Below are 22885 nucleotides of genomic sequence, written 5' to 3'. Positions count from 1 at the left end.
TCCTTTTTGCGATTTAACGCGATTAGAACAGTTGAGTAAATCTCTCTGTCTGTTTATATTATATCGAACTTTTACAAAATTTACCATACTTTTTTAAATATTTTTCAAAATCCATTAACCGCTTCCGTAAAACAAAACCCTTTATCTGCGCTTTTCTTCACAAAAAATTCAAAAATTATCCGTTTCAGTTCATTCATTTTTTATATTTTTAATTTATCATACAGTGGAAAAATCTGTTTTAGTTTACAATTATTTTCTTATTTAACTGAGATTCTCATAAGAAACTTTTTTGGCCAAGTCCTTGTGGTTGTAGGAGCATTTCTTAGCCAATAAACCAAACAAACGTTTTCTTACTAAAAATCAGTAATTAAGATGTGTATCAATTCTCATATTTTTTTCATTTTTAGTTTTACTCTTTCTTAAAGAATAAAATTTTCCCGCGAAATTTTTATGACGATTACGAAATTTTTAAAACCAAACCATTTTTTTCCTTTCTTTTTTCATAATCTTTGACGAATCCTGACCAAAAGGATAAAATGTACAGAGTAAGATGAAAGGATGGGATTAAATGTCTGAAGAAACCGAAACAAAAGAACAACCAAAAGAAAATCAAAATCTCTTAACACAAAAAATGATCGACAATCGCACGATTGTATTATTTGGTGAAATTAATCAAGACGTTGCTAAAGATGTCTCAAGTCAACTTTTACTTTTAGCGTCATTGTCTGATGATCCGATAAAATTATTTATTAATAGCCAAGGAGGCCACGTCGAATCTGGCGACACGATTCATGATATGATTCAATTTGTGAAACCTGATGTCTATGTGATTGGGACTGGTTGGGTAGCAAGTGCTGGGATTACGATTTATCTTGCAGCTAAAAAAACGCATCGTTTCTCCCTACCTAATACGCGCTACATGATTCATCAACCATCTGGCGGTGTCCAAGGTCAAAGCACCGAGATTCAAATCGAAGCCAAAGAAATTATCAAAATGCGCGAGCGGGTCAACCGTTTAATTGCTGATGCTACTGGCCAATCGTATGAAAAAGTAGCTCGTGATACTGATCGGAATTTTTGGATGTCTGTTGATGAAGCTAAAGATTACGGCATCGTTCATAAAGTCATCTCCAGTTCAAAAGAATTAAAAATTAAATAAAGTTAGCGAAAAGGAATACTTAAGCGAAGGAAACAAAAAACAGTTTTGTTTCCTTCTTTTATTTTTTTACAATAAAAAAACCTGCCAGCGTTGGCAGGTTTTTCATTTTTATTTTCATTTTCATTTTTAAATTATAGACGAACCGCAAAGTCTGGTGTGTACCAAGAAACATTGCTAGTTTTAACAACATCACCAGGTTTAGGAGCGTGGATATATCCGCCGCCGCCAGTAGCAATAGCTACGTGATGCGTGCTGCCACGTGCGCCCCAGAAGTAAAGGTCGCCAGCTTGAGCTTGGCTAATTGGAATCATTGTACCAGCATATTCTTGTTGTGTTGTTACACGTGGTAAAGAAATGCCATTTAAATTATAAACATATTGTACTAAACCAGAGCAATCAAAACCACTTGGTGTTGTTCCGCCCCAGACATATTGTACGCCGAGAAATTGTTGTGCTGTTCCGACAATCCCACCAGCATTAGAAACTGGAGGAGTAACGGTGTTAGGTACTTCAACGGCATTTGATCCACCGTTTGAAGATCCACCATTTGAAGATGAACCACCATTGTTAGAAGGAGCAGGAGTATTGTTGGCAGCAGCGGCAGCAGCATCTGCGGCAGCTTGACGAGCAGCTTCAGCTTCAGCGGCAACACGAGCAGCTTCGGCCGCAGCAGCAGCAGCTTCTTGACGTTCTTTTTCAGCTTCTGCTTCAGCTTTTTTCGTTTGAGCTTGTTCAATATTTCCTTGTTCAGTTGCTTTTTGTAATTCTAAATCAGCTTTTAAAACATCAAGTTCTAATTGGCTAGCGCTTAATGGTACTAATTTTTGTTCCAATTCAACTTGTGCTTGCATTACTTCTTCAGATTTAGCTTTCGTAGCATCTTGTTTGGAAACAACATCTTCTTTATCTTTTTCTTGTTGTTTCATCATATCGTTATTCGCTTGAACCATCGTGTTAACACTTTGGATCCGTGAAATAGCATCAGAGAATGATTCAGCTTCTAAAATAGCATTCAGTACAGATGTTTCTTGACCAGAAACTTGAACGTTACGAGCTTGTTCTTCAAGTGCTTCATTTCGTTTAGCAATCCGAGATGTTAAATCAGAAATTTGGACATCAAGTTCAGCAATTTCTGTATTTAATTTATCTTGTTGTGCTTGCAATTCTTGTGCATCAGCTTGAATGTCAGCAATTTCTGCTTCCAATTTAGCAATTTTATCTTCAGCTGCTGCTTGTTGGGCATTTAAATTATCAATATTTTTTTGGCTCTCAATAATTTCTTGCGTTTGTTGATTGATCACGTTGTCTAAATCGTCAGCAGCCACTAATACTGGCAATGCTAGGGAACTCAACGTTATGGCGCTAACTAATACAGCTGTCAAAAACTTCTTTTTCAAGTTCATTCCTCCGACTTTTCTGGTCATTTTTATTTTTTTATTCTTTAATCTTTCTTAACTAACAAATTGATTGTAGCATAGCAATGTGTCGAAGAGATATACGCTATATTACAAAAATGTTTCAATCGCAATTTTTTTTAAAAGGCTTGCATTCTCCCTAAAAAAAATAAAAAAATAGTTGCCGCTAAGCATAAATTCTCGCTTGAGGCAACTATTTTTTAAAGCCGAATAATTTTTTTAAAGGGATAATTAAAATAAGAAAAATGGCGACATTTAATAAAATGGTTGGGCCAAGCGTCCGGGTAATAAAAACGGCAGGCACAATCGCTGCTAGTGAGAAAATCATTTGAATGACTAGTAACGCCACTTCTAAAAAAGTCACCAAAATAATGACTGTCAGCAATAAAACAAATAAATTCGGTTCGACATATTGAAAAATTTGGTAAGCTAGCAGAACTAGCAGTGGCAACCCTAGCGCATAAATTCCGATGATGCCAATATAATAACTGTCCATCACTAAGCCAATCACAATTGAGCTGATTACCATGTAGCGTCTGGAAAGTTTCAACGTCGCTAACACTAAGGCCAACATTAATAAATGCGCGTGCCAAAAGACAGTATCTTGACTAACAACTTCTAGTGCCCGAGTAATTTGCGCGTCTAATAACATAAACAAGAAAAAAATGAAGGGCGCGTAATATTTCAAATTTCCTTTTTGTATCATTGACCGTCACCTACTAGACGTTTCACCACGGTAACGACATTAATATCATACATTTGAGCATAAGGTGTAATGTAAATTTGGCGATCCAAACCAAAACTATTATTTTTCACTTTAGCTACTGTACCGATGACTAAGTTGGCTGGTGAATTTCCACCGAGACCTGAAGTTTGCACCAAGTCGCCAGCTTTAATTTCCGCGCTGCCCGTTAATTGTGTGACAACTAACGATTGCTCGGCTGAATCATACATGGACAATAAGCCAAATGATTCGCCACCCTCGGAACTTACTTTGACAGGAAAATGATTGGAATTTTGGTTTTCTGAAGTTAAAAGTTCCACTTTGGCCGACGCTGTATTAACCTCAATTACACGACCAATTAATCCTTTTTGCGCCATCACCGGCATATTGGTTTCTAAGCCGTCCATCGATCCTTTATCAATAATTAAAATATCTTGCCAACTATCTGGCGAACGAGAAATCACATTCCCGTTAATTGTTTCAAAACTTGTTAACGTGGCATCGAGTTCTAATTGTTGTTTCAACTCGGTAATTTCTTTTTCTTGGTTTTTATTTTGCACCGCAATATTATCGTAAGCATCAATGCGCGCTTTCAGACTTTTATTTTCATCATAGGTTACAAATAAATCCGACACAGCACTGACCCCATTTTCAATCCAAGACACTGGTGCGGTTAAAGCGCGATCGAAGAAACCCGTCGTATCGTTGATGACCGACTGGACGAGATTATTTTGTTTGTTCTTTCCTCGTTGCATCGCCGTCAAAGAAACAACAGCTACCACAATAATGGCCACAATCAAGGTAATAATTAATTTTTTGCTCGGATTAAATTTTTTCACGAAAAAAGCCCCTTATTCAGATTCAGTCCTTGTTATTCTACCATGAATCTTTGCCTTTTTATAGTCTGCTTTGCTCCTTTAAGTGAAATTTAAACTGATGATTTTCAAAAAAAAAACTAACCAAAGTACGAAACTTTGGTTAGCAAAATAATTTTTATTTATTGTCGTTAGTCAGCAAAATTTTGTGGGACAAATTCACGCGACCTTGTTTGTCGATTTCAGTTACTTTCACTTCAATTTCTTGACCAAGTTTCAAGACATCTTCTACATTATTCACTCGTTCTTTAGCGATTTGAGAAATATGCAAGAGACCATCTTTGCCTTTAATCAAGTTAACGAAGGCGCCGAATTTTTCTAGGCGGACCACTTTACCCATGTAAACTTGACCGACTTCAACATCTTTAGTTAATTCTTCAATTAAATCAATCGCTTTTTGAATCATTGCTGCATCACTAGAAGCAATACTTACTTTACCATCTTGATCGATATCGATTTTAACACCTGTTTCAGCAATAATGCCGTTGATGGTGTCTCCACCTTTACCAATGACGGCTTTAATTTTTTCAGGTTTAATTTGAATCATTTCGATTTTTGGTGCATATGGTGAAAGTTCAGCTCTTGGTGCACTAATTGTCGATTCCAATTGATCAAGAATTTCCATCCGCGCTTTTTTCGCTTGAGCTAAAGCTTCTCTTAAAATTTGTTCAGTGATGCCGTCGATTTTAATATCCATTTGTAAAGCAGTGATTCCTTGACGAGTTCCAGCAACTTTAAAGTCCATGTCGCCTAAATGATCTTCCAGACCTTGGATATCTGTTAAAATTGTATAATTTTCGCCATCGGAAACAAGTCCCATAGCAATCCCAGCAACAGGCGCTTTGATAGGCACACCAGCATCCATTAATGCTAAAGTCCCGGCACAAATACTTGCTTGAGAACTAGAACCATTAGATTCTAAAACTTCAGCTACTAAACGAATCGTATAAGGGAATTCTTCTTCACTTGGAATAACTTGGAATAAAGCCCGTTCGCCTAATGCACCGTGACCAATTTCACGACGACCAGGAGATCCAGCGCGACCAGTAGATCCTACAGAAAATTGTGGGAAATTATAATGATGAATAAATCGTTTGAAATCTTCCGTACCCAAGCCATCAATAATTTGATGTTCGCCAAGTGGTGCTAAAGTACAAGCGGATAAAGCTTGTGTTTGACCACGAGTAAATAAACCAGAACCATGGACGCGAGGCAACAAGCCAACTTCAGAAGCTAACGGACGAATTTCATCGACTTTCCGGCCGTCTGGGCGAATTTTATCAATCGTAATTAATTCGCGAACAACATCTTTTTCCAAATCATCAGCTAACTGATTAATTTCTTTTAAGACTTGACTTGCATTTTCTTGATCTGCTGTTTTTTCAGCGTAATCACCTTTTAGTTGATGTTTCACAGCGTCAATATTATCTTCGCGGGCTAATTTTTCTTCAGTTAAAACAGCAGTTTTCATCGTATCATAGTAAGCTGCATAAACTTCTTCTTTTAAATCAGCAGAAATTTGCAAAAGAGAAATTTCCATTTTTTCTTTGCCGACAGCTTTAACAATTTCTTCTTGAAAAGCAATTAATTCTTTAATTGCCGCATGACCGAATAAAAGTGCATTTAACATATCTTCTTCAGAAGCTTCTTTGGCGCCAGATTCCACCATGTTAATCGCATCTTTTGTTCCAGCTACAGTGACTTGAATATCAGAAAGTTCTCTTTGTTCAATGGTTGGATTTAAAACAAATTCGCCATTGACCCGACCTACTTCAACACCTGCAATTGGTCCGTTAAATGGAATATCAGAAATTGAAATCGAAAGAGAAGAACCAAACATCGCTGACATGGACGGGGAACAATCTTGTTCAACGCTCATCACAATATTGGTAACTTGAACTTCATTACGGAAACCATCAGCAAACATTGGACGAATTGGACGGTCAATCATGCGGGCTGTCAATGTCGCTTCCATACTTGGACGACCTTCCCGTTTAATAAATCCACCCGGAATTTTTCCAGCTGCGTACATTTTTTCTTCATAATTAATTGTTAATGGGAAAAAGTCGCCGTCGCGGGCTTCTTTTGAAGCTACAACTGCCGATAAAATGACGGTGTCGCCGTAACGAACTAAAACTGCTCCGTTGGCTTGTTTGGCAAGTTGTCCAACTTCTACTTGCAAGTCGCGGCCACCCCATGTTGTTTTAAAAACTTGTTTTTCTGACATAATAAGCTCCTTTTATTTGGCCATATTTTCTACTAAACAAAGAACAAAAAAATATTTTCCTTCATTAAATAACTTTTCTCTTCTTTGCATAGTAGCGGCCCAAATTTTATTCAAAAAAATATGAAGAAAGCGAGATTCTATACAGAACCTCACTTTCTCCTTAGTAAATTAACGACGTAAACCTAAACGTTGAATTAATTCACGATAACGTTGGACGTCAGTTTTACGCAAATAAGCGAGTAAATTCCGACGATGACCAACTTTTTTCATCAAGCCACGTTGTGAATGATGATCTTTTTTGTGGATTTGGAAATGTTCGTTCAAATGATTGATTTCATAAGTTAATACTGCAACTTGCACTTCAGGAGAACCAGTATCTCCTTCATGACGAGCGTATTCGCTCATGATTTCATTTTTCTTTTCTTTTGAAACTGCCATGTTATTTCACCTCTTTTTCTTTCTTGCCTGAAACGGAGTAAAACGCTGGTGATTCGCTAAACCCGGTAACAGGTGCATGATTCTTCATACATGTAGACTTTACAGGAAATTCCAAGAAATTGCAAGTTTTGCTATATTGGATTTAGAAGTGATTTCTTACTTTAAAACTTTACAGCCAACAGTTTCTTCCTATATATAAGTTATAACTGGATTGGGACTAACTTTTCTATTTCAGATACAGATTTTACAGTGAAATCATTATACCTAACAGAACATGCCAATAATTTGCTATTGATGCCACAAAATGTAGAACTGACTGACAAGCCAGTCATTGTGATAGCTGTTGAAGACAGTGCCGGAAAGATCCATTACTGGCAAGAAGAATCGCACGCATTTTCAGCTGAAAATCTTGCGAATGAATCCTCGTTAACTGACGATGAAATTCTAAAAATGGAACAGAATTCATATTCCTTCACATCAAACAATGAATCAACTTCTGAACAAACTTCTTCCCATACTAATAGCGCGAGTGCAAATTAAAAACTTGTAAACTATATAATTTATTAAACAAAAAAAGCAAAACCTCAACGAGTAAGGTTTTGCTTTTTCGTAAATAAATTACATTAATTTGTTGTAGAATTCAACAACGAAGGCTTCATCAATATCTTGAGATAATTCTTCGCGTTCTGGTAAGCGAGTTAAGCTACCAGCTAATTTTTCATCATCAAAGCTTAAGAATGCTAAGCGGCCAACAGTTGCTTCCACTGCTTCTTTAATGATTGAAAGGCTTTGTGATTTTTCGCGAACGGAGATCACTTGACCAACTTCAACCATGAAGCTAGGAATATCAACGCGTTTGCCATCGACAGTAATATGACCATGGTTTACTAATTGACGTGCTTGACGACGAGTTGTAGCAAGACCTAGACGGTAAACAACGTTATCTAAACGGCGTTCCAATAACACCATGAAGTTAACACCATGTTTTCCTTCTTTAATTTTGCTAGCTTTAACGAACAAGTTACGGAATTGACGTTCGTTCAAACCATACATATGACGTAATTTTTGTTTTTCAGTTAATTGCAAGCCGTATTCGGATTTTTTATTCCGAGAGTTTGGTCCGTGTTGACCAGGAGCAAAGGGACGACGAGCGATTTCTTTTCCGGTTTCTGATAAAGAGATTCCGAGACGACGAGATTGTTTCCAAGCTGGTCCAGTATAACGTGACATGAGTTTTCCTCCAATAAAATTTTTTGGAGTAAAATAAGCGAATGAAAATTTCGACATCGTGCAGTCAAGCCTTCAATCTTCACCGTAGCAGCCGTGGTTACACAATTGAACCTTCTAAAAAATGATAAACCATATAGGCGCTTCACTGTTGACGACAAACTAACTTTCTTGCTGCGTATTTTACACAGCTATCATTGTACCAAACACCCCGTCTCAAGTCAAGCTGCCCTTTAAAAAACGAAAGTTGTCATTAAGTAGACGGCCACATTTAAAACGCCGGAAAGAACCATTACAAAAATCGGATTGGCTTTAAATTTTGTCAGTAGCACAACGCATAATATAAAAATAACTACCATGGGTAAATTTAAATTTTTTAGCGCCACAACTTTTTCAGCAAAAAAAGCACTAAGAATAATCGAGACACCCGCCGTAGCGATCATGGCTACGACTGCCGGACGCAAAGTTTGTAAAACTTTTTGTAAAACACTCATATTGCGGAATTTTAAATATAACCACGCTAGAACTGTGACAATGATACAAGACGGTAAAATTGCCCCGATTGTCGCCACCACTGCTCCTAAGATTCCACCGGTAGTAGTTCCGACAAACGTCGCCGTATTAATCGCAATCGGTCCCGGGGTCATTTGAGAAATCGTAATCAGATCAGTAAAACTGGCCATCGTTAACCAATGATGACCATCCACAACTTCGGCTTGAATTAAGGGCAGCGCTGCATAGCCGCCACCAAAACTAAAGGCACCAATCTTTAAAAAACTCACAAATAATTTCCAATAAATCATGCCGCGCTGCGCCCCCTTTGCCAAAGCGCTTGTAATAGTCCCAGACCAATACAAATCAGCACAATATAAATCACATTGACATTAAAAATATAATTAGCAACAAAAGCGGCAATCATAATTGCTACTAGACTAACTTTTTTCTCAGAAAAAACACTGCGACTCATATCATAAACTACCGCGGCAATCACAGCACCGACACCTGCTTGCATGCCCGTTAACATTAAATTGACCCAAATATTTTCTTTAAAAGCTTCATAAAAAAATGACAGCACAGAAATAATTACAAATGGCGGCAACACTGTTCCTAAAACAGCCACTAAAACGCCAGGAATTCTAGCTAATTTATAACCTACGACAATGGCGCCGTTAACGGCAATAGCTCCTGGCGACGATTGAGCAATAGCAATTAAATCTAACATTTCCGTTTCGTCAATCCAATGAAAATCGTCAACAAATTTTTTCTTCATTAAAGTCACAATGACGTAGCCGCCACCAAAAGTAAACGCACTAAGATACAATGTAGAAATAAAAATCTGCATTAAAATATGTTTATTTTTCGTCGGCTCATTTGGCATCTCAATATTTTTTGATTTTTTATTTTCTTCCAACTCACCACATCCTTTCTATTACCTTACAACGAAAAAAAATCTTCTACAAGCCAAATAAAAAAAGCTCCGAAAAAATCTCCCATAAGATTTTTTCGTGAGCTTTTTAAATGTGACTTGATAATTTTCTTTTTTGTGCTTCTTGCTCGGCGAGTTTTGCTCGATAACGCAAGACACGTTTGCCGTCTTCATTTTCCACTTCAATGCCGGCGCGTTTTAATTCGCGGCCAATTGTTGAGCGATGACGACCTAATTTTTTAGCAATTTTATATAAAGACCAATTTTCGTGTAAGGCCCGTTCAATAATCTTGCGTTCCTCCAAAGACAAATGGTTGAAACTCATGAAATCACTCCTATCCAGACGAAATTACTTTTCCGTCGCCTGCAAATCTTTGACGTACTGCGCGTGTTCACTTTCGTTCCCATAAACGAAGTGACCAGGTTTTACTTCCTGAAAAACAGGTTTGTCAACGGAATAATCGTGCATCTCTGGATCATAGACAGTCAAAATTTTCCGTTTAGCAAGTTTTGGATCAGGAATTGGCACAGCAGATAACAAAGCTTTGGTATAAGGATGCAACGGATTTTTGAACAATTCTTCCGTCTCAGCTAATTCTAAAATACGTCCGGCACGAATAACCGCAATCCGGTCAGAAATAAAACGAACAACAGATAAATCATGAGCAACAAATAAATAAGTTAAGTCTTGCTCATTTTGGAATTTCTTCAACAAGTTTAATACTTGCGCCCGAATGGAAACGTCTAAAGCAGAAATTGGTTCATCCGCTACAACTAATTCTGGGCTCATAATTAATGCTCGAGCAATTCCGATCCGTTGTCGTTGTCCACCGGAAAATTCGTGGGGGTAACGATACAAGTGTTCCGGCAAAAGTCCAACTGCTTCAATAATTTTTTCAACTTTTTGCAGCCGGTCTTTCTCGTCTTTAAATAAATTAAAATTATACAATCCTTCAGAAATAATGTATTCGACAGTGGCCCTTTCATTTAACGAAGCCGATGGATCTTGAAAAATCATTTGAATATTACGAATCACGTCCGCCCGTTCTTTCGAACTTAAACGACCATTAATTTTCTTACCTTCAAAATAAATATCGCCTTTGCTCGTTGGATTTAAACCCACGACGGCCCGGCCAATCGTTGTTTTACCGGAACCTGATTCACCAACAAGAGAAAAAGTTTCTCCTTTGTAAATATCAAAGTTGACATCTTGAACGGCGACAAAGCGGTTTTTTCCTTCACCAAAAGCAATTTCTAAATCTTTGATTGAAAGTAAAACTTCATTTTTATTTACCAACCGCTTCGCCTCCTTCTTCTGAGAAAACTTGGAACGTATCAGCTTTCATCAATTGAGTAAAATGTTCGTGCAAGTTTGTGATAGCTTCGGGTTTTTTCGCTTCCGGAGCTCTTGGATCCATCAACCAAGTTTTAGCAAAATGCGTATCGCTTAGTTGGAAAAATGGTGGTGCTTTTTCAAAATCAATTTCCATCGCAAAAGGATTCCGCGGAGCAAAAGCATCGCCGACAATTTCTTTATATAAAGAAGGTGGCGTACCAGGAATCGAATACAACGCGTCCCCTTTATCGCCTAATTGTGGCAACGAGGACAACAAAGCCCAAGTATAAGGATGTTTTGGATTGTAGAAAATTTCTTCTACTGTTCCTGTTTCGACGATTTCACCGGAATACATTACAGCTACCCGATCAGCAATCGCCGCTACCACACCAAGGTCATGAGTGATAAAAATTGTCGTGAAATTATATTCTTCTTGTAACTCTTTAATTAAATCTAAAATCTGTGCTTGAATCGTAACATCTAAAGCCGTTGTTGGTTCATCACAAATTAAAATATTAGGCCGACATGCTAAAGCAATAGCAATAACAATCCGTTGACGCATCCCACCAGAATATTGGAAAGGATATTCATTGTAACGTTTGTCTGGATTAGGAATTCCTGTCCGACCCATTAAATCAATAGCGATTTTTTTCGCTTCTTTTTTACTTTTCTTTTGATGCTTCACTACGACTTCAGCAATTTGCGAGCCGATAGTTTTAATTGGATTTAAACTAGTCATTGGATCTTGGAAAATAGTTGCAATTTCTTTTCCGCGAATCCCTTCCCAGTCTTTATCTTTTTTCAAATCACTTAAAACTTGACCGTTATAAACAACTGTTCCTTCCGTCATTTCCCCGTTTGCTTCAAGCATCCCAGTAAAACTACGAGTTAAAACAGATTTTCCAGAACCAGATTCCCCCACGATAGCCAGGGTTTCAGATTTTTTTAAGTTTAAAGAGACGTTACGAATCGCATTAAGTGTGCGGTTCCGTACTTTAAAACTGACGGAAAGATTTTTAACAGTCAAAATGTTTTCTTCTTCAGTCATCTTACTCCTCCTCCTACATGTGTGTTCGTGGATCAGTGGCATCAGCCAGTGTTTGACCCACAATATATAAGGAAACCGACACTGTTGCTAAAACAGCTACTGGAATCCAGAATAAATATGGTTGGTTGCTCATATTGGTCGTGTATTTAGAAATCAAACGACCTAATGACGGCACGTTTGCGCCAAGTCCAACACCTAAAAACGAAAGGAATGTTTCGTAAGAAATAAAACTTGGCAATGACCGAGAAATATCAGTCACTAAAACTGAAGTCAAATATGGCAAAATATTTTTAGTAATTAAACGCATTTTTGGTGTACCTAATGTCTTAGAAGCTAAATTATATTCTTGATCCCGACGAATCATAACTTGGACCCGAATAAAATACGCTGTCCCAATCCAACTAGTCACACACATGGCAAAAAGTAAATTCCAAAAACCAGAACCAAAACTATAACTTAAAACGATAACGATTAGTAAAGTTGGCACGTTAGAAATCACGTTATAGACTTCCAACATCACCCGGTCGAATTTTTTAGAACTTCCCCAGATTGCACCGATTACTACTCCAAGAAAAGTCGTAATAATTGTTGCTAACACACTAATTGAAATAGATGTTTTAGCACCTGCCCAAACGGCATCAAATAATGAGTTCCCGCTATCGTCAGTCCCAAACCAAAATTCAGCATTTGGTTTGTTATAGCGACGGCTTAGATCATTAATATGAGTCACATCCATTAAATCAAAATTACTAAATAACGGTTGAATAAAACTCATTAGTAAAACAGCTACCATCACAACTAGCATGGCAATCGCTACTTTACTTGAGAAAAATTTCCGCGCAACTGAGCGCCAATAGGAGTAAGCTGGAGCATCAATTTTTTCTGATTCTGCACGATCAATTTTAACAAAGGAGAATCCTTGATTATCATTATTATTTGATACTTCCATCTTATTCATCTCCTTTTGACGTATTTAATTTAATCCGTGGGTCAACAATCGTCATAGTAATATCACCTAAGAAGACCGACAAAACTGAAATTGTCGTAAAGATTAAGACCAAACCGATAACGATTGGATTGTTATGAGATTTAATAGCATCAGGTAACATTTTCCCCATACCAGGAGCGGCGAAAATTGTTTCAGTAATTGTTGCTCCACCAATTGCACCAATAATAGAACCAGGAATCCCATTGGCAATTGGAATAATCGCATTTTTAAAAATATGGCGACGAGAAATTTCTCCAGCGGATAAGCCTTTTGCTTTAGCAAATTTTACGTAATCGGCTGATTGTTGGTCAATCATGTAACGGCGAACCCAAATAACAAGTCCGGGAACTGAAAGAAGTCCAAGAATAACCGTTGGCATAATCCATGATTTAAGATCTTGCGCGCCAAGCGTTGGAAACATTAATGGTAAATTAAAGGCACTATTACCGATAAAGCGGAAGAAATAAATAAAAGCTAAACTAGGTACAGAAATTAAAACTGTAACGATGGCAATCCCAACCTTATCGACTAACTTCCCTTTAAAGCGGGCCATTAGAATCGACATAGGAATTGCAACTAGATAGGCAATAATAACCCCCACAATACCCATCCGCATCGATGTACCTACCATAGATGGATCTTCGTGGAGACTTTCCGTTGTTGTGTAATTGTCGTCATATTGTTTTTTAGCTGACGAAGAAATTTGACTGGTCATTGTATATTCACGAGAAGCAATATCAGCATTAGATCTGAATTCTTTCCCATCAATCATAATTTGTTCAGTTTTATTTTTCCCTTGCCCGTCAGAAATTACATCTAGTACAGGTAGTCCGGCAAATGTTGGATAGGACGTCCCAAAATTAAAAGTAACTATGTTTTGATGAATATATGGAAACTGGCTGTTGAAATAAATTAAGTATTTATGTTGGGTTCCAGAACCAACTAACGACCAACCAACTGAGTCGTCATTTTCAATTTTAATGGAGCGTTTCAAATCAGGATTATCTGGATCATTTATTTTCCAAGGATGATCAATTTTAATTAAATCACTATAAAAACGACTAACACGTGTCACCAAGGATAATTCTTTGACCGCGTAAAAACCTTTGCTAATTTCAAACTGTTTGATTTCCCAACCGGAGTTATTATCCGCCCATTGTTGATATAATTCGCGATTTTCGGCGGTATCTTCAGTTGTTACTTCTGGATAATCTTCTTGTACTTTTTCGACTAACTGTTTGGAACCATAATAATCAATGTAGTCCATCCGACCATATGCCGTATTTTTATAATCCTCTAATTTATCAGGATCACCTTTGAGCTTCGAGACGTTTGAATCATTTTGAAAAATAGCTCGCCGAGGAACCAAAGAATAAATTAGTGCATAAGTTAATGTCGTAACTAAAAAAATACTGACTATAGAACGTATGATTCGAAAGAAAAAGTATTTCTTCATCTTGTTGCCTCCTACCAATCAGATTAATAAAACAAGTAAAAAGGCTAGGATTTAGCTAGCCTTTTTACTAACGTTTTACTTTTCTACTTTATTCTACCTTAGTTGATTCTTCTTTTTCTTTTTCCCATGTTGCTAAAGCATCTTCATACTCAGCTGTCGTAATTGGATCTTGTCCAATTTTAACATTTTTAAATTTTAAGTCAGAAATCCCAGCCCAACCATATGATTTAATAAATGGAATTTGACGAGATAATGAAGGTGTACCACCATCAGCACGAATTGGCACTTGGATAACAGCATCTAATAACCAAGCTTCAGCTTTTGCATAAGCCGTGTAACGAGCATCTAGATCGTCAGTAATAGCAGCTGCATCATCTAATAATTGATCATAAGTGGCAAAGCCGACAGCTTCTTTAGCAACTGCACCAGCATCTTCACCTTGAACATTAACTGTAGCATCAAGGCCTAATGTTTGTAACATGTCACCTGTTTCAGCATTGTAAATATTCAAGTAAGTGGAAGGATCGGTGTAGTCAGGACCCCAACCAGAAGCAGTGGAGATATCAAAGTCAGAAGCAGAACCTGTTGTTGCATCATAAGTTGCTGCATTGAATGCATCTTCAGAAAGCAATTGAATATCAACTACAACATTGTCAGTTCCTAAAGTATCTTCGATTGATTTTTTCAAAGATTTCGCTTGGTTAACATTGATTTCAGATGTTTCTACCATTGGAAGATCTAAATGAATTGGGAATTCAACATTTTCAGCACTTAAAGCTTCTTTAGCTACAGCAAAAACTTCTTTTGCTTTATCTTGATCGTAGTAACCATCTTGTCCATCAGCAAGGTCAACGCCTTCCCAAACTGGATCTAAAGCAGCTAATTCTGTTTCAACTGTGTCACCGTAGTTCTTACCATCGATTGTTACAAATTCGCCAGGAACAAAAGTATTCCGTAATGATTTTTCAGCGCCTTCTGCACCAACGTTTTGTGAGTTATACGTTGTTTTGTCTAAAGCAAATTGTAAAGCTTGACGGAATTGTTTGTTTAAAATAGCTGTGCGTGTATCTTCTTGTTGAGCTTCATCTTTAGTCGTGGCATTGTAAGTTGCCCGGTTCAAGTTGAAGGTCATGTTATAAGTTGTCCCACCAGTTTGTGACCAGATAATGTCATCGCCATATTTAGCTTCAACATCAGCAAATCCAGCGTCATTAGGGAAAACCCGAGCCATTCCGTAAGTACCGTCGTCAAATCCTTTAAATAAAGAACTTGGATCAGAACCATCATAGAAGGTATATTTAATATCATCTAAGAAGACATTTTCATTATCCCAGTATGCTTCATTACGTGTATATTCAATAACAGATTTAGCAGTAAAGTTAGTTAACAAGAATGGTCCATTATATAAGATAGAATCGGCAACAGGTGCACCGAAGTTTTCGCCTTGTTCATTTAAGAATTCTTCATTAACTGGGAATAAGATTCCGTAAGTTGTTTTAGAATTCCAGAAAGGTTCTGGAGCGTTTAATGTGTATTCAACTGTGTAGTCGTCAACAGCTTTTACGCCAACTTGTGAGAAATCAGAATTTGTACCGTCTGCGTAGTCTGCCAAACCTACAACAGAACCTGCAACTAAGTATAAAGTTTCTGATTGAGCGTCAGCAGCATGTTTCAAACCTGCTACATAGTCATTAGCAGTAACATCAGCATATTCATTGCCTTGGCTATCTACCCATTTGTTTCCTTCACGTAATTTGTACGTGTAAGTTAAGCCATCTTCGCTAACTTCCCAAGATTCAGCGCCAGCGCCAACTAAATTACCGTATTGGTCATTTTCTAATAAACCTTCTACAAAGTTAGCATAGTGGGTTGAGTTAGTTGTTCTTGAAGAGAATGTGTAGTCAAATGTTGTTGGGTCAGTTGAGTAAACATAGCTATAAGAAGATTGTAGATCTTCTGTTGATACTTCAGACGAGCCGGTGGAATCTTTTGAGCCTTCATCATTATTGCTGCCGCAAGCTGCTAAAACTAAAGTTGAAACTAACAGAACTCCGGCTGTGGCAAATACTTTATTTCGTGTACGCATGTGTATTCCTCCAAATTCACTTTTTCTCATTTAATAAGCCGTTCATTAAAGAAAACTCATTTGAGATTGAAATGATAATAACAGAATTTCAGAAAGTCGTCAACTGATTTTCAAAAAAATATTTGAATTGTCAGATAACATTTTTCTAGATGAATAGGTGCATAAAATATTTTTTTGCCCTTCTTGCACAAGCTTGATTTATCAAGAGAAAATATTGGATTATCACAGAAAATTCTCTGTTTCTTCAACAATACTTGCAATTTTAATCAATAATTATACTTGGCAAAAAGAGATGTGTTACGCTGAATTTCCCAACAAAGAAAAATAATAAAATAACAAAACTCGAAAAAAAGTTAGTATTTCGAAAAAAAATTTTGAAAAGTTTTTTTACTTTTTTTCTCATTTTCACAAGGAAAACGCTTTTTTCGGCGGAATTTTCAGACTATTATTTTCTCTGACAAAAGATTCGTCTTTAGACGATGGTACGATCATTTTTTTCATTTTTAGAGGCCATCACCGAACTTTCTTTTCATAAAATTCATTTTCAAACTCCTCTAGACAAACAACACAAATGACTTTCATTAGCCATTTTTTTCAAGAGGAGGTGATTGTTTCGCCACAAAAAAATTTGTGTTGGTTTTATTTTCTCATTTTACGAAGATAAATGCAACGGTTTGTGTTGCATTTGTGTCGAAACGCAACATAATGCAACTTTATTTGTTGAAAGTTGGAAGAATTTTCTAAAAAAAGAAGCAACGAAAAGAAAAAAATCTTCTTTCGTTGCTTCTTTTTTTATTATATTTTTTAGTCAGTGACGATAAAAGCATTGGGGATGCTGCGTTCAGAACCATTGGATAGATCGTTAACGAGCGTGCCGTCATAGAAAAGTTCACTAGAGCCGCCGCCGTCAAGATTCACAGCATTCACAGCGCCGAGATTTTTCATAATTTCTTGCAGATCATATAATGTTGCTCCCAGACTAGTTGTTGACCTTCCTTCAATGACTACAAAATAAAATGTTCCGTCTGCCGCTTGACCAATAGCGGTACGAGGCTGGTAGCCACCAGTTTCTGTTTCCGTAATTTGTTCATTGCCATTAACGATTAAAAATGGCGAAAAAGAAATCGCATCGTCAATTCCTGCGTCAAGTGCTTCTTGATAAGTATAATTTCCTAAAAGCAATTTTCCTTCGGCCGTTAAGCCAATCATGGGATAAGTTTCCGTCTCATCGCCGTAAAGAAGTTGGCTGTCGATAATTGTTAGTGAATCTAGCGTTCCTGAACTTGAATTCGCATCTGAATTAGCGCTAGAACTGCGAGAACGGGAAAAATTAAATCCGGCGGCGTTAATAGCCACTTGAATATTATTTTCACTTACGGTTTCTGATAATTCAGTGCCGGTGTTGTCGGCGTTTAAAGTATTGATCAGCTGAACAGTTGTGGGGTCTTTAATGGTCACTACATAACCGGTATACGTGTCGCCAGATATTTCTGTGATACTCGTATTTTCAGAAGTGGTGCTGTCTGTAGCGCTCTGGCTATCGGTATCGGTATCGGTGATAGCCACAAGTGCGGCGCTAGAATTTTCATCATTAGTTACTACATAGTTGGCTAAAATATTATCAATTTCTTCTTGGGATAAAAAAGTTGTCGCCAGCCATTGATGACTACTAGTAGTCATGGCCGTTTGCACCCAAAGATCTCGATACGTTTGAAAAATATTTGTTTTAAAAAAAATCAAGATGCCACTAATGGCCAGAATGGCGACAGTTGAGATGGTGATTAAAGTGCGCTTGACAATTTTTTTCATAAGACACCTACTTTCTTTGCTTAAAGTGATTGTAAAACTTCAAGCTTAACCGAGACTTAAATGGCGTTTAAGAAAAAATAAAGAACGACCGCCATTTGACGAGTCGTTCTTAGTTTGCCCATTATTTTTAAAATAAATATTGCGCTGTTAAAGAGCGGGATTCATTTTTTAAATTTTCCGGATGGCCGTTAAATAAAATCTCGCCCCCGAAAATACCGCCGTCAACGCCGACATCAATTAACCAGTCAGCTGATTTCATAACTTCCGTGTTGTGTTCAATGACAATGACCGTGTTGCCTTTTACAATTAATTTGTCGATAATTTTTAAAATCGATTGAATGTCGGCCATATGAAGCCCAGTGGTAGGCTCGTCCATAATATAAATATTGCCTTTTTTATTCAACTCTTTAGCCAGCTTCAACCGTTGGCACTCGCCGCCAGACAATGTGTTCAGCGGTTGACCGAGCGTCATGTATCCTAGACCAACTTCTTCTATATAAGTAAGTTTTTTCAGGATATCTTTATTTTCAAAAAAGATCAGCGCCTCAGAAATCGTCAAATCAAGAATATCCACAATATTTTTTCCACCTAGATGATACTGGAGGACTTCTTCTTTATAACGGGTGCCGTGGCAATCTTGGCAAACTGTTTCAACCGTATCCATAAATGATAAATTGGTTTTAATTACGCCATGACCGCCACAAGTCGGGCAAGCTCCTTGTGAATTATAAGAAAAAAGTCCCACTGAAACATTATTTTTAGCGGCAAATAATTTGCGGATATTATCCATAATTCCGGTGTACGTTCCCGGATTCGAGCGAATATTAGTTGAGACTGCCGATTGATCGATTAAAATCGCTTCAGGAAATTGTTTGGCAAAGACGCCATTCACTAAAGTGGATTTGCCGGAACCTGCCACGCCGGTTACTACGGTAAATAAACCTTGTGGAATTTTAAGCACCGTATTTTTTAAATTATGCAGCGTGGACGGTTCTGTTTGGTAAAATTCTTTTGGCGTGCGGGGATTTGTTTTGAAAGGAATTTGGCGCTTCATATTTTTTCCAGTGAGGGTGTCACTTTTCAATAAATCTTCGTAGCTGCCGCTAAACATAATTTGCCCACCATTGCGACCAGCAAGCGGCCCCACATCAATAAGATAATCGGCAATTTGAATCACATCTGGATCGTGTTCCACCACAATCACCGTATTGCCATTATCGCGAAGTTTTTTCAGCAACTCATTGAGGCGATGGACATCACGGGGATGAAGTCCGATTGACGGTTCGTCAAAAATATATAAAACATCTGTCAAAGAGCTGGATAAATGTTTAACCATTTTGACCCGCTGACTTTCGCCACCAGAAAGAGTTGCGGTTTGCCGATTTAAACTGAGATAATCAAGACCAATATCAGCGAGATTTTTTAAGCGCTCAACAAGAGACGCCAGTAGCGGAGCCACTTCTTCATTTTTAATTTCAGCTAAGACTGCTAGCAGTTCGTCAATTTGTAAAGCTAGCATCTCTGGTAAGTTCTGCCCATTGATTTTACAAGCTAAAACTTGCGGATTAAAACGAGTGCCGTGACACGCATAACAATTTTCTTCTGCTAGAAATGGTTTCATTTTTTTGGCGGCTGCTTCAGAAACATTGGCGGTATTAATCTGTTGGCGCTGGAATTTTTCCACCAGACCTTCATAAGTCGAATTCATTCCTTCAATTAAAAGGGACTCAACTTTTTCCGGCTTGGCGTAAAGTAATTTATCCAATTGCTCTTTGGAATAATCTTTAATTGGTAAATCATTATCAAAAAAGTCAGTGCCGACAAATTGTTTCCACATCCAAGTGCCTACGCCATGACCGGGCAGCAAAATGGCCCCATCATTTAGCGATTTGGAAAAATCTAGCGCGTGATCTAAATTCAAGGTGACGATTTTGCCTAGACCTTGACAAGTAGGACACATGCCATGAGGATCATTGAAAGAAAAATTCCACGCCGGCCCGACATAGGGTTGTCCAACTCGGGAGAAAAGTAGCCGCAATAAAGGAGAAATATCGGTGATGGTTCCTAAAGTTGAACGAGCGTTGCCGCCAATTCGACTTTGGTCAACAACTACCGCCATGGATAAATTTTTAATTTCTTCCACATCAGGTTGCGTATATTTCGGCAAAAAGCCGCGAACAAAATTGCTGAAATTTTCATTGAGTTGCCGTCCTGCTTCTTGAGCAATGGTTTCAAAAACAATGGACGATTTTCCAGAACCAGAAACGCCGGTAAAAATTGTGATTTTGCGTTTAGGAATTTTTAAATTCACATTTTGTAAATTATTTTCCCGTGCACCGTAAATTTCAATAAATTCTTGCACCAAATATCTTCCTCCTTTTTTAGACACAAAAAAAGCCAAAAAATCAGCGCTGACTTTCTAGCTTGGACTCAGGCGTTTTTCGGCTCAAGTAAAATAAAAATGAGCGAAAAATCTTGCGGCCTTTTGTGGTGTTAAGTTCTTAGAGATTTATCTTAGCCAACTCTGCAAGCAAAGTCAAGAATTCTTGCTAAAAAAAAGATCGAGGAAATTTTTCCCCGATCTTCTGTTGAATCATTATTTATTTGTCGATTTCAGGTGCGTGACCAAGTTGAGCTTGGAGCATCCAAATATTTTTTTCGACGGTCGTTTTTGCGCCGATTAAAATATCATTTGTTACATCATCGCCTTCTTTGGCTGATGCGTCAATTCCTTTTTGGAAAACGCCTTGTAAATAACGGAAAACTTCTACCACGTGTGCGATATGGTCATCCATTGATTTGTCCCAAGTACCAGGTTGGCTCTTCAAACCAGTATGTTGAGCAAATTCTTCTAGCGTGGAGTAAGGATCGCCGTCTAAAGTAATCAGGCGTTCAGAAATTTCATCCAAATTATCGTTAAGTTGATCCATGTAAGTATCCATTAAAGGATGCAAATTCATGAAACCATGACCACGCATGTACCAGTGCGCTTGGTGAATGACGGCAACTGCTTGAGAAAGGTCGGCGACCAATTGATTTAAAACTTTCTTCGTTTCTGTGTATTTCATAAAACATTCCTCCTCTTTATCTTTATTACAATCTAATACTACTCAATTCCTAGTTTTTTGTAAATTAAAGTCCTTCAAATGAAAACCATTCTCAATTGTCTTCTTGTAATTGCGCTTCTAAATCCGCATTTACTTTTTCAGCTACTGCCGTGAGTTGTTCACTCAATTCGTCTTGCGTTTTCGCTCCGGAAATAAAAGCTAAATATAAATTAGCCACCGCTTCTGATTGATCTTGGGTAACAGACCATTGTGTGCCGGATTTTTCTAGCGTAATACTAATATTTTGTGGCGTTTCAATCGTTGTGGCTGCGTCAATATTTTTTTGCAGACTTTCAATAATCGTTGCCATCAGCCGCGCTTGATCATCTAAAATTGTATTATCTCCTTGAGCAGCTGTTAGTAAATCGACGTCGGTATTTTGAATAATTTGCGGATAATTTAACCCAGTTACGTGATAGGTAATTTTAGCTGACGATTCGTCTTGCGTTTTCACTTCGGCGGCGTAACTGGTTTTTTCTTGCACTTGAGTCAATAAACTTTCAGAAAGTTGGTTTGCCGTTTCCGTACTAATTGTTTCATCAGCGGTAATTAGTCCTGCCAATAAATTTTGCTGGAAGTTTTCCGCATTTTCGTCCATCACATCTTTTAAGTCTTGGCTATCTTTGAAATTTTTTTCAAAAGCCTCACTTTCTTTTTCGTAAACGAGCCGATTAATAAATAAAGTAGCGGCCTCTTCAGCGTCAATCGGTTCTTCTTTTTGACAAGCCGACAGAAAAATAAGACTCAGAAAAATGATCGGAATAAATAATTTTTTTAAAGACATAAAACAGCGCTCCTCTCTTCTTTATCTCACCACAAAAAAGTGGCTAGGTCAAAAAATTAGCGCTCGTTTTTTAAGAGGTGGGCCTTTAACAGGGCGCGACGGACAAGCAGACCAAGATAAGCCGAAGCACTAGCATTGATCAGAGTTGGCAATATAAACGGCAACGCGCCAGCGGTTAGGGCGGCGGAAAAATTTATTTTTAATCCTAGCCACAGCCAAAAAGTGCCAATAAATAAAGTTACCGCCGCTCCTAAAAAATTAGCCAACAAACTATGAAGCGTCACGTAGCCGAATTTTTCCAGCCAAAAAGAAATAAGTAACGCAGCCGCTAAAAATCCTAGTAAAAATCCCCCAGTAGGTCCAAATAAAACGCCGACGCCAGATTTCCCGCCAGCAAAAACTGGCAGACCCACTAGTCCCATTAATAAATAAATACCCACCGCATAAAAAGCAGTTTTTTTCGGCAAAATTGTCGCCGTCATGCCCACCGCAAATGTTTGACCGGTAATAGGAATACTCGCCAATGGAATAGTTAGTTGCGCAAAAATGGCTATAAAGGCCGCAAACTCAGCGGCTAAAATCCAATCTTTTAATTTTATTTTGTTCATCTTTTCTTACCTCTTTTTCAGTGTACGAAAAAATAATTATTTTGGCAACGATTACAATTGGATGAATAAAAAAATTCGCTAGCACCTGGCTAACGAATTTTTTTATTTGGTTTAAGGCAGAAAAAATATCCTATTTTTCGGTATTTTTTATGCAAGGCTTGGAAAAAAAGAT

At 37.7% G+C, this 22885-nt stretch carries 21 protein-coding genes; 2 read left to right on the top strand and 19 right to left on the bottom strand.

The genetic code is table 11. The annotated features are described in order from the left end of the window. Positions 1–568 precede the first annotated feature (568 nt). Positions 569–1159 (top strand): ATP-dependent Clp protease proteolytic subunit, encoded by a 591-nt coding sequence (locus BQ5341_RS00655; protein WP_071130149.1) that lies wholly within the window; start codon positions 569–571, stop codon positions 1157–1159. Positions 1160–1290: 131 nt separating this feature from the next. Here the strand turns inward: BQ5341_RS00655 and BQ5341_RS10725 are convergent, their stop codons facing one another. From BQ5341_RS10725 to rpsO, 5 genes are all read right to left on the bottom strand, one after another. Beyond that, entirely contained in the window at positions 1291–2556 is a 1266-nt protein-coding gene (locus BQ5341_RS10725) for a C40 family peptidase (protein WP_071130148.1), read from the bottom strand. Positions 2557–2767: 211 nt separating this feature from the next. After that, positions 2768–3280 carry a rod shape-determining protein MreD gene (mreD, locus tag BQ5341_RS00645; RefSeq protein ID WP_071130147.1) on the bottom strand — a complete coding sequence of 171 codons (513 nt, stop codon included), beginning with the start codon at positions 3278–3280 and terminating at the stop codon, positions 2768–2770. Further along, positions 3277–4137 (bottom strand): rod shape-determining protein MreC, encoded by an 861-nt coding sequence (gene mreC / locus BQ5341_RS00640; protein ID WP_071130146.1) that lies wholly within the window; start codon positions 4135–4137, stop codon positions 3277–3279. Before mreC ends, mreD begins: the two co-directional genes overlap by 4 nt. A gap of 154 nt (positions 4138–4291) precedes the next feature. Continuing rightward, entirely contained in the window at positions 4292–6400 is a 2109-nt protein-coding gene (pnp, locus tag BQ5341_RS00635) for a polyribonucleotide nucleotidyltransferase (RefSeq protein ID WP_071130145.1), read from the bottom strand. A gap of 168 nt (positions 6401–6568) precedes the next feature. Beyond that, positions 6569–6838 (bottom strand): 30S ribosomal protein S15, encoded by a 270-nt coding sequence (rpsO, locus tag BQ5341_RS00630; RefSeq protein WP_071130144.1) that lies wholly within the window; start codon positions 6836–6838, stop codon positions 6569–6571. 249 nt (positions 6839–7087) lie between these two features. Here rpsO and BQ5341_RS00625 point away from each other — a divergent pair, with 249 nt between their 5' ends. Then, positions 7088–7378: a hypothetical protein gene (locus BQ5341_RS00625; RefSeq protein ID WP_158661716.1), complete on the top strand. Its 291-nt coding sequence runs from the start codon at positions 7088–7090 to the stop codon at positions 7376–7378. 78 nt (positions 7379–7456) lie between these two features. On the opposite strand, the gene rpsD is transcribed toward BQ5341_RS00625, so the two are convergent. The 14 genes from rpsD to BQ5341_RS00550 form a co-directional block, all read right to left on the bottom strand. Next, positions 7457–8068 (bottom strand): 30S ribosomal protein S4, encoded by a 612-nt coding sequence (rpsD, locus tag BQ5341_RS00620; protein WP_071130142.1) that lies wholly within the window; start codon positions 8066–8068, stop codon positions 7457–7459. A 230-nt stretch (positions 8069–8298) separates the two neighbouring features. After that, positions 8299–8868 carry a chromate transporter gene (locus tag BQ5341_RS00615; RefSeq protein WP_071130141.1) on the bottom strand — a complete coding sequence of 190 codons (570 nt, stop codon included), beginning with the start codon at positions 8866–8868 and terminating at the stop codon, positions 8299–8301. Next, on the bottom strand, positions 8865–9476 hold the full coding sequence (locus tag BQ5341_RS00610) for a chromate transporter (protein ID WP_407920122.1): 612 nt from the start codon (positions 9474–9476) through the stop codon (positions 8865–8867). Before BQ5341_RS00610 ends, BQ5341_RS00615 begins: the two co-directional genes overlap by 4 nt. Before the next feature lie 103 nt (positions 9477–9579). After that, entirely contained in the window at positions 9580–9816 is a 237-nt protein-coding gene (locus tag BQ5341_RS00605; RefSeq protein WP_071130140.1) for a helix-turn-helix domain-containing protein, read from the bottom strand. A 24-nt stretch (positions 9817–9840) separates the two neighbouring features. Continuing rightward, positions 9841–10788, bottom strand: a complete 948-nt coding sequence (locus BQ5341_RS00600; RefSeq protein ID WP_071130139.1) for an ATP-binding cassette domain-containing protein — start codon at positions 10786–10788, stop codon at positions 9841–9843. Further along, positions 10778–11875 carry an ABC transporter ATP-binding protein gene (locus BQ5341_RS00595; RefSeq protein ID WP_071130138.1) on the bottom strand — a complete coding sequence of 366 codons (1098 nt, stop codon included), beginning with the start codon at positions 11873–11875 and terminating at the stop codon, positions 10778–10780. Before BQ5341_RS00595 ends, BQ5341_RS00600 begins: the two co-directional genes overlap by 11 nt. Before the next feature lie 13 nt (positions 11876–11888). Continuing rightward, positions 11889–12824: an oligopeptide ABC transporter permease OppC gene (oppC, locus tag BQ5341_RS00590; protein ID WP_071130137.1), complete on the bottom strand. Its 936-nt coding sequence runs from the start codon at positions 12822–12824 to the stop codon at positions 11889–11891. A 1-nt stretch (position 12825) separates the two neighbouring features. Next, positions 12826–14319, bottom strand: a complete 1494-nt coding sequence (locus tag BQ5341_RS00585) for an ABC transporter permease (protein WP_071130136.1) — start codon at positions 14317–14319, stop codon at positions 12826–12828. An 88-nt stretch (positions 14320–14407) separates the two neighbouring features. Beyond that, the gene (locus BQ5341_RS00580; RefSeq protein WP_071130135.1) at positions 14408–16405 is read right to left on the bottom strand and encodes a peptide ABC transporter substrate-binding protein; all 1998 of its coding nucleotides are present in this window, start codon (positions 16403–16405) and stop codon (positions 14408–14410) included. 804 nt (positions 16406–17209) lie between these two features. Beyond that, on the bottom strand, positions 17210–18214 hold the full coding sequence (locus tag BQ5341_RS00570) for a phosphodiester glycosidase family protein (protein ID WP_071130133.1): 1005 nt from the start codon (positions 18212–18214) through the stop codon (positions 17210–17212). A gap of 127 nt (positions 18215–18341) precedes the next feature. Beyond that, entirely contained in the window at positions 18342–20576 is a 2235-nt protein-coding gene (locus BQ5341_RS00565; RefSeq protein WP_235836349.1) for an ATP-binding cassette domain-containing protein, read from the bottom strand. A 238-nt stretch (positions 20577–20814) separates the two neighbouring features. After that, the gene (locus BQ5341_RS00560; protein WP_071130131.1) at positions 20815–21282 is read right to left on the bottom strand and encodes a Dps family protein; all 468 of its coding nucleotides are present in this window, start codon (positions 21280–21282) and stop codon (positions 20815–20817) included. A gap of 91 nt (positions 21283–21373) precedes the next feature. Next, positions 21374–22105, bottom strand: a complete 732-nt coding sequence (locus tag BQ5341_RS00555; RefSeq protein WP_071130130.1) for a DUF5105 domain-containing protein — start codon at positions 22103–22105, stop codon at positions 21374–21376. Between the two features lie 56 nt (positions 22106–22161). Continuing rightward, positions 22162–22713 (bottom strand): biotin transporter BioY, encoded by a 552-nt coding sequence (locus tag BQ5341_RS00550; RefSeq protein WP_071130129.1) that lies wholly within the window; start codon positions 22711–22713, stop codon positions 22162–22164. Positions 22714–22885: the final 172 nt, after the last annotated feature.

The organism is Enterococcus timonensis, assembly GCF_900104595.1.
Classification (GTDB): Bacteria; Bacillota; Bacilli; order Lactobacillales; family Enterococcaceae; genus Enterococcus_J; species Enterococcus_J timonensis.
The sequence above is the reverse complement of the archived record's forward strand: the minus strand, read 5'-3'. Positions and strand labels throughout refer to the sequence as shown.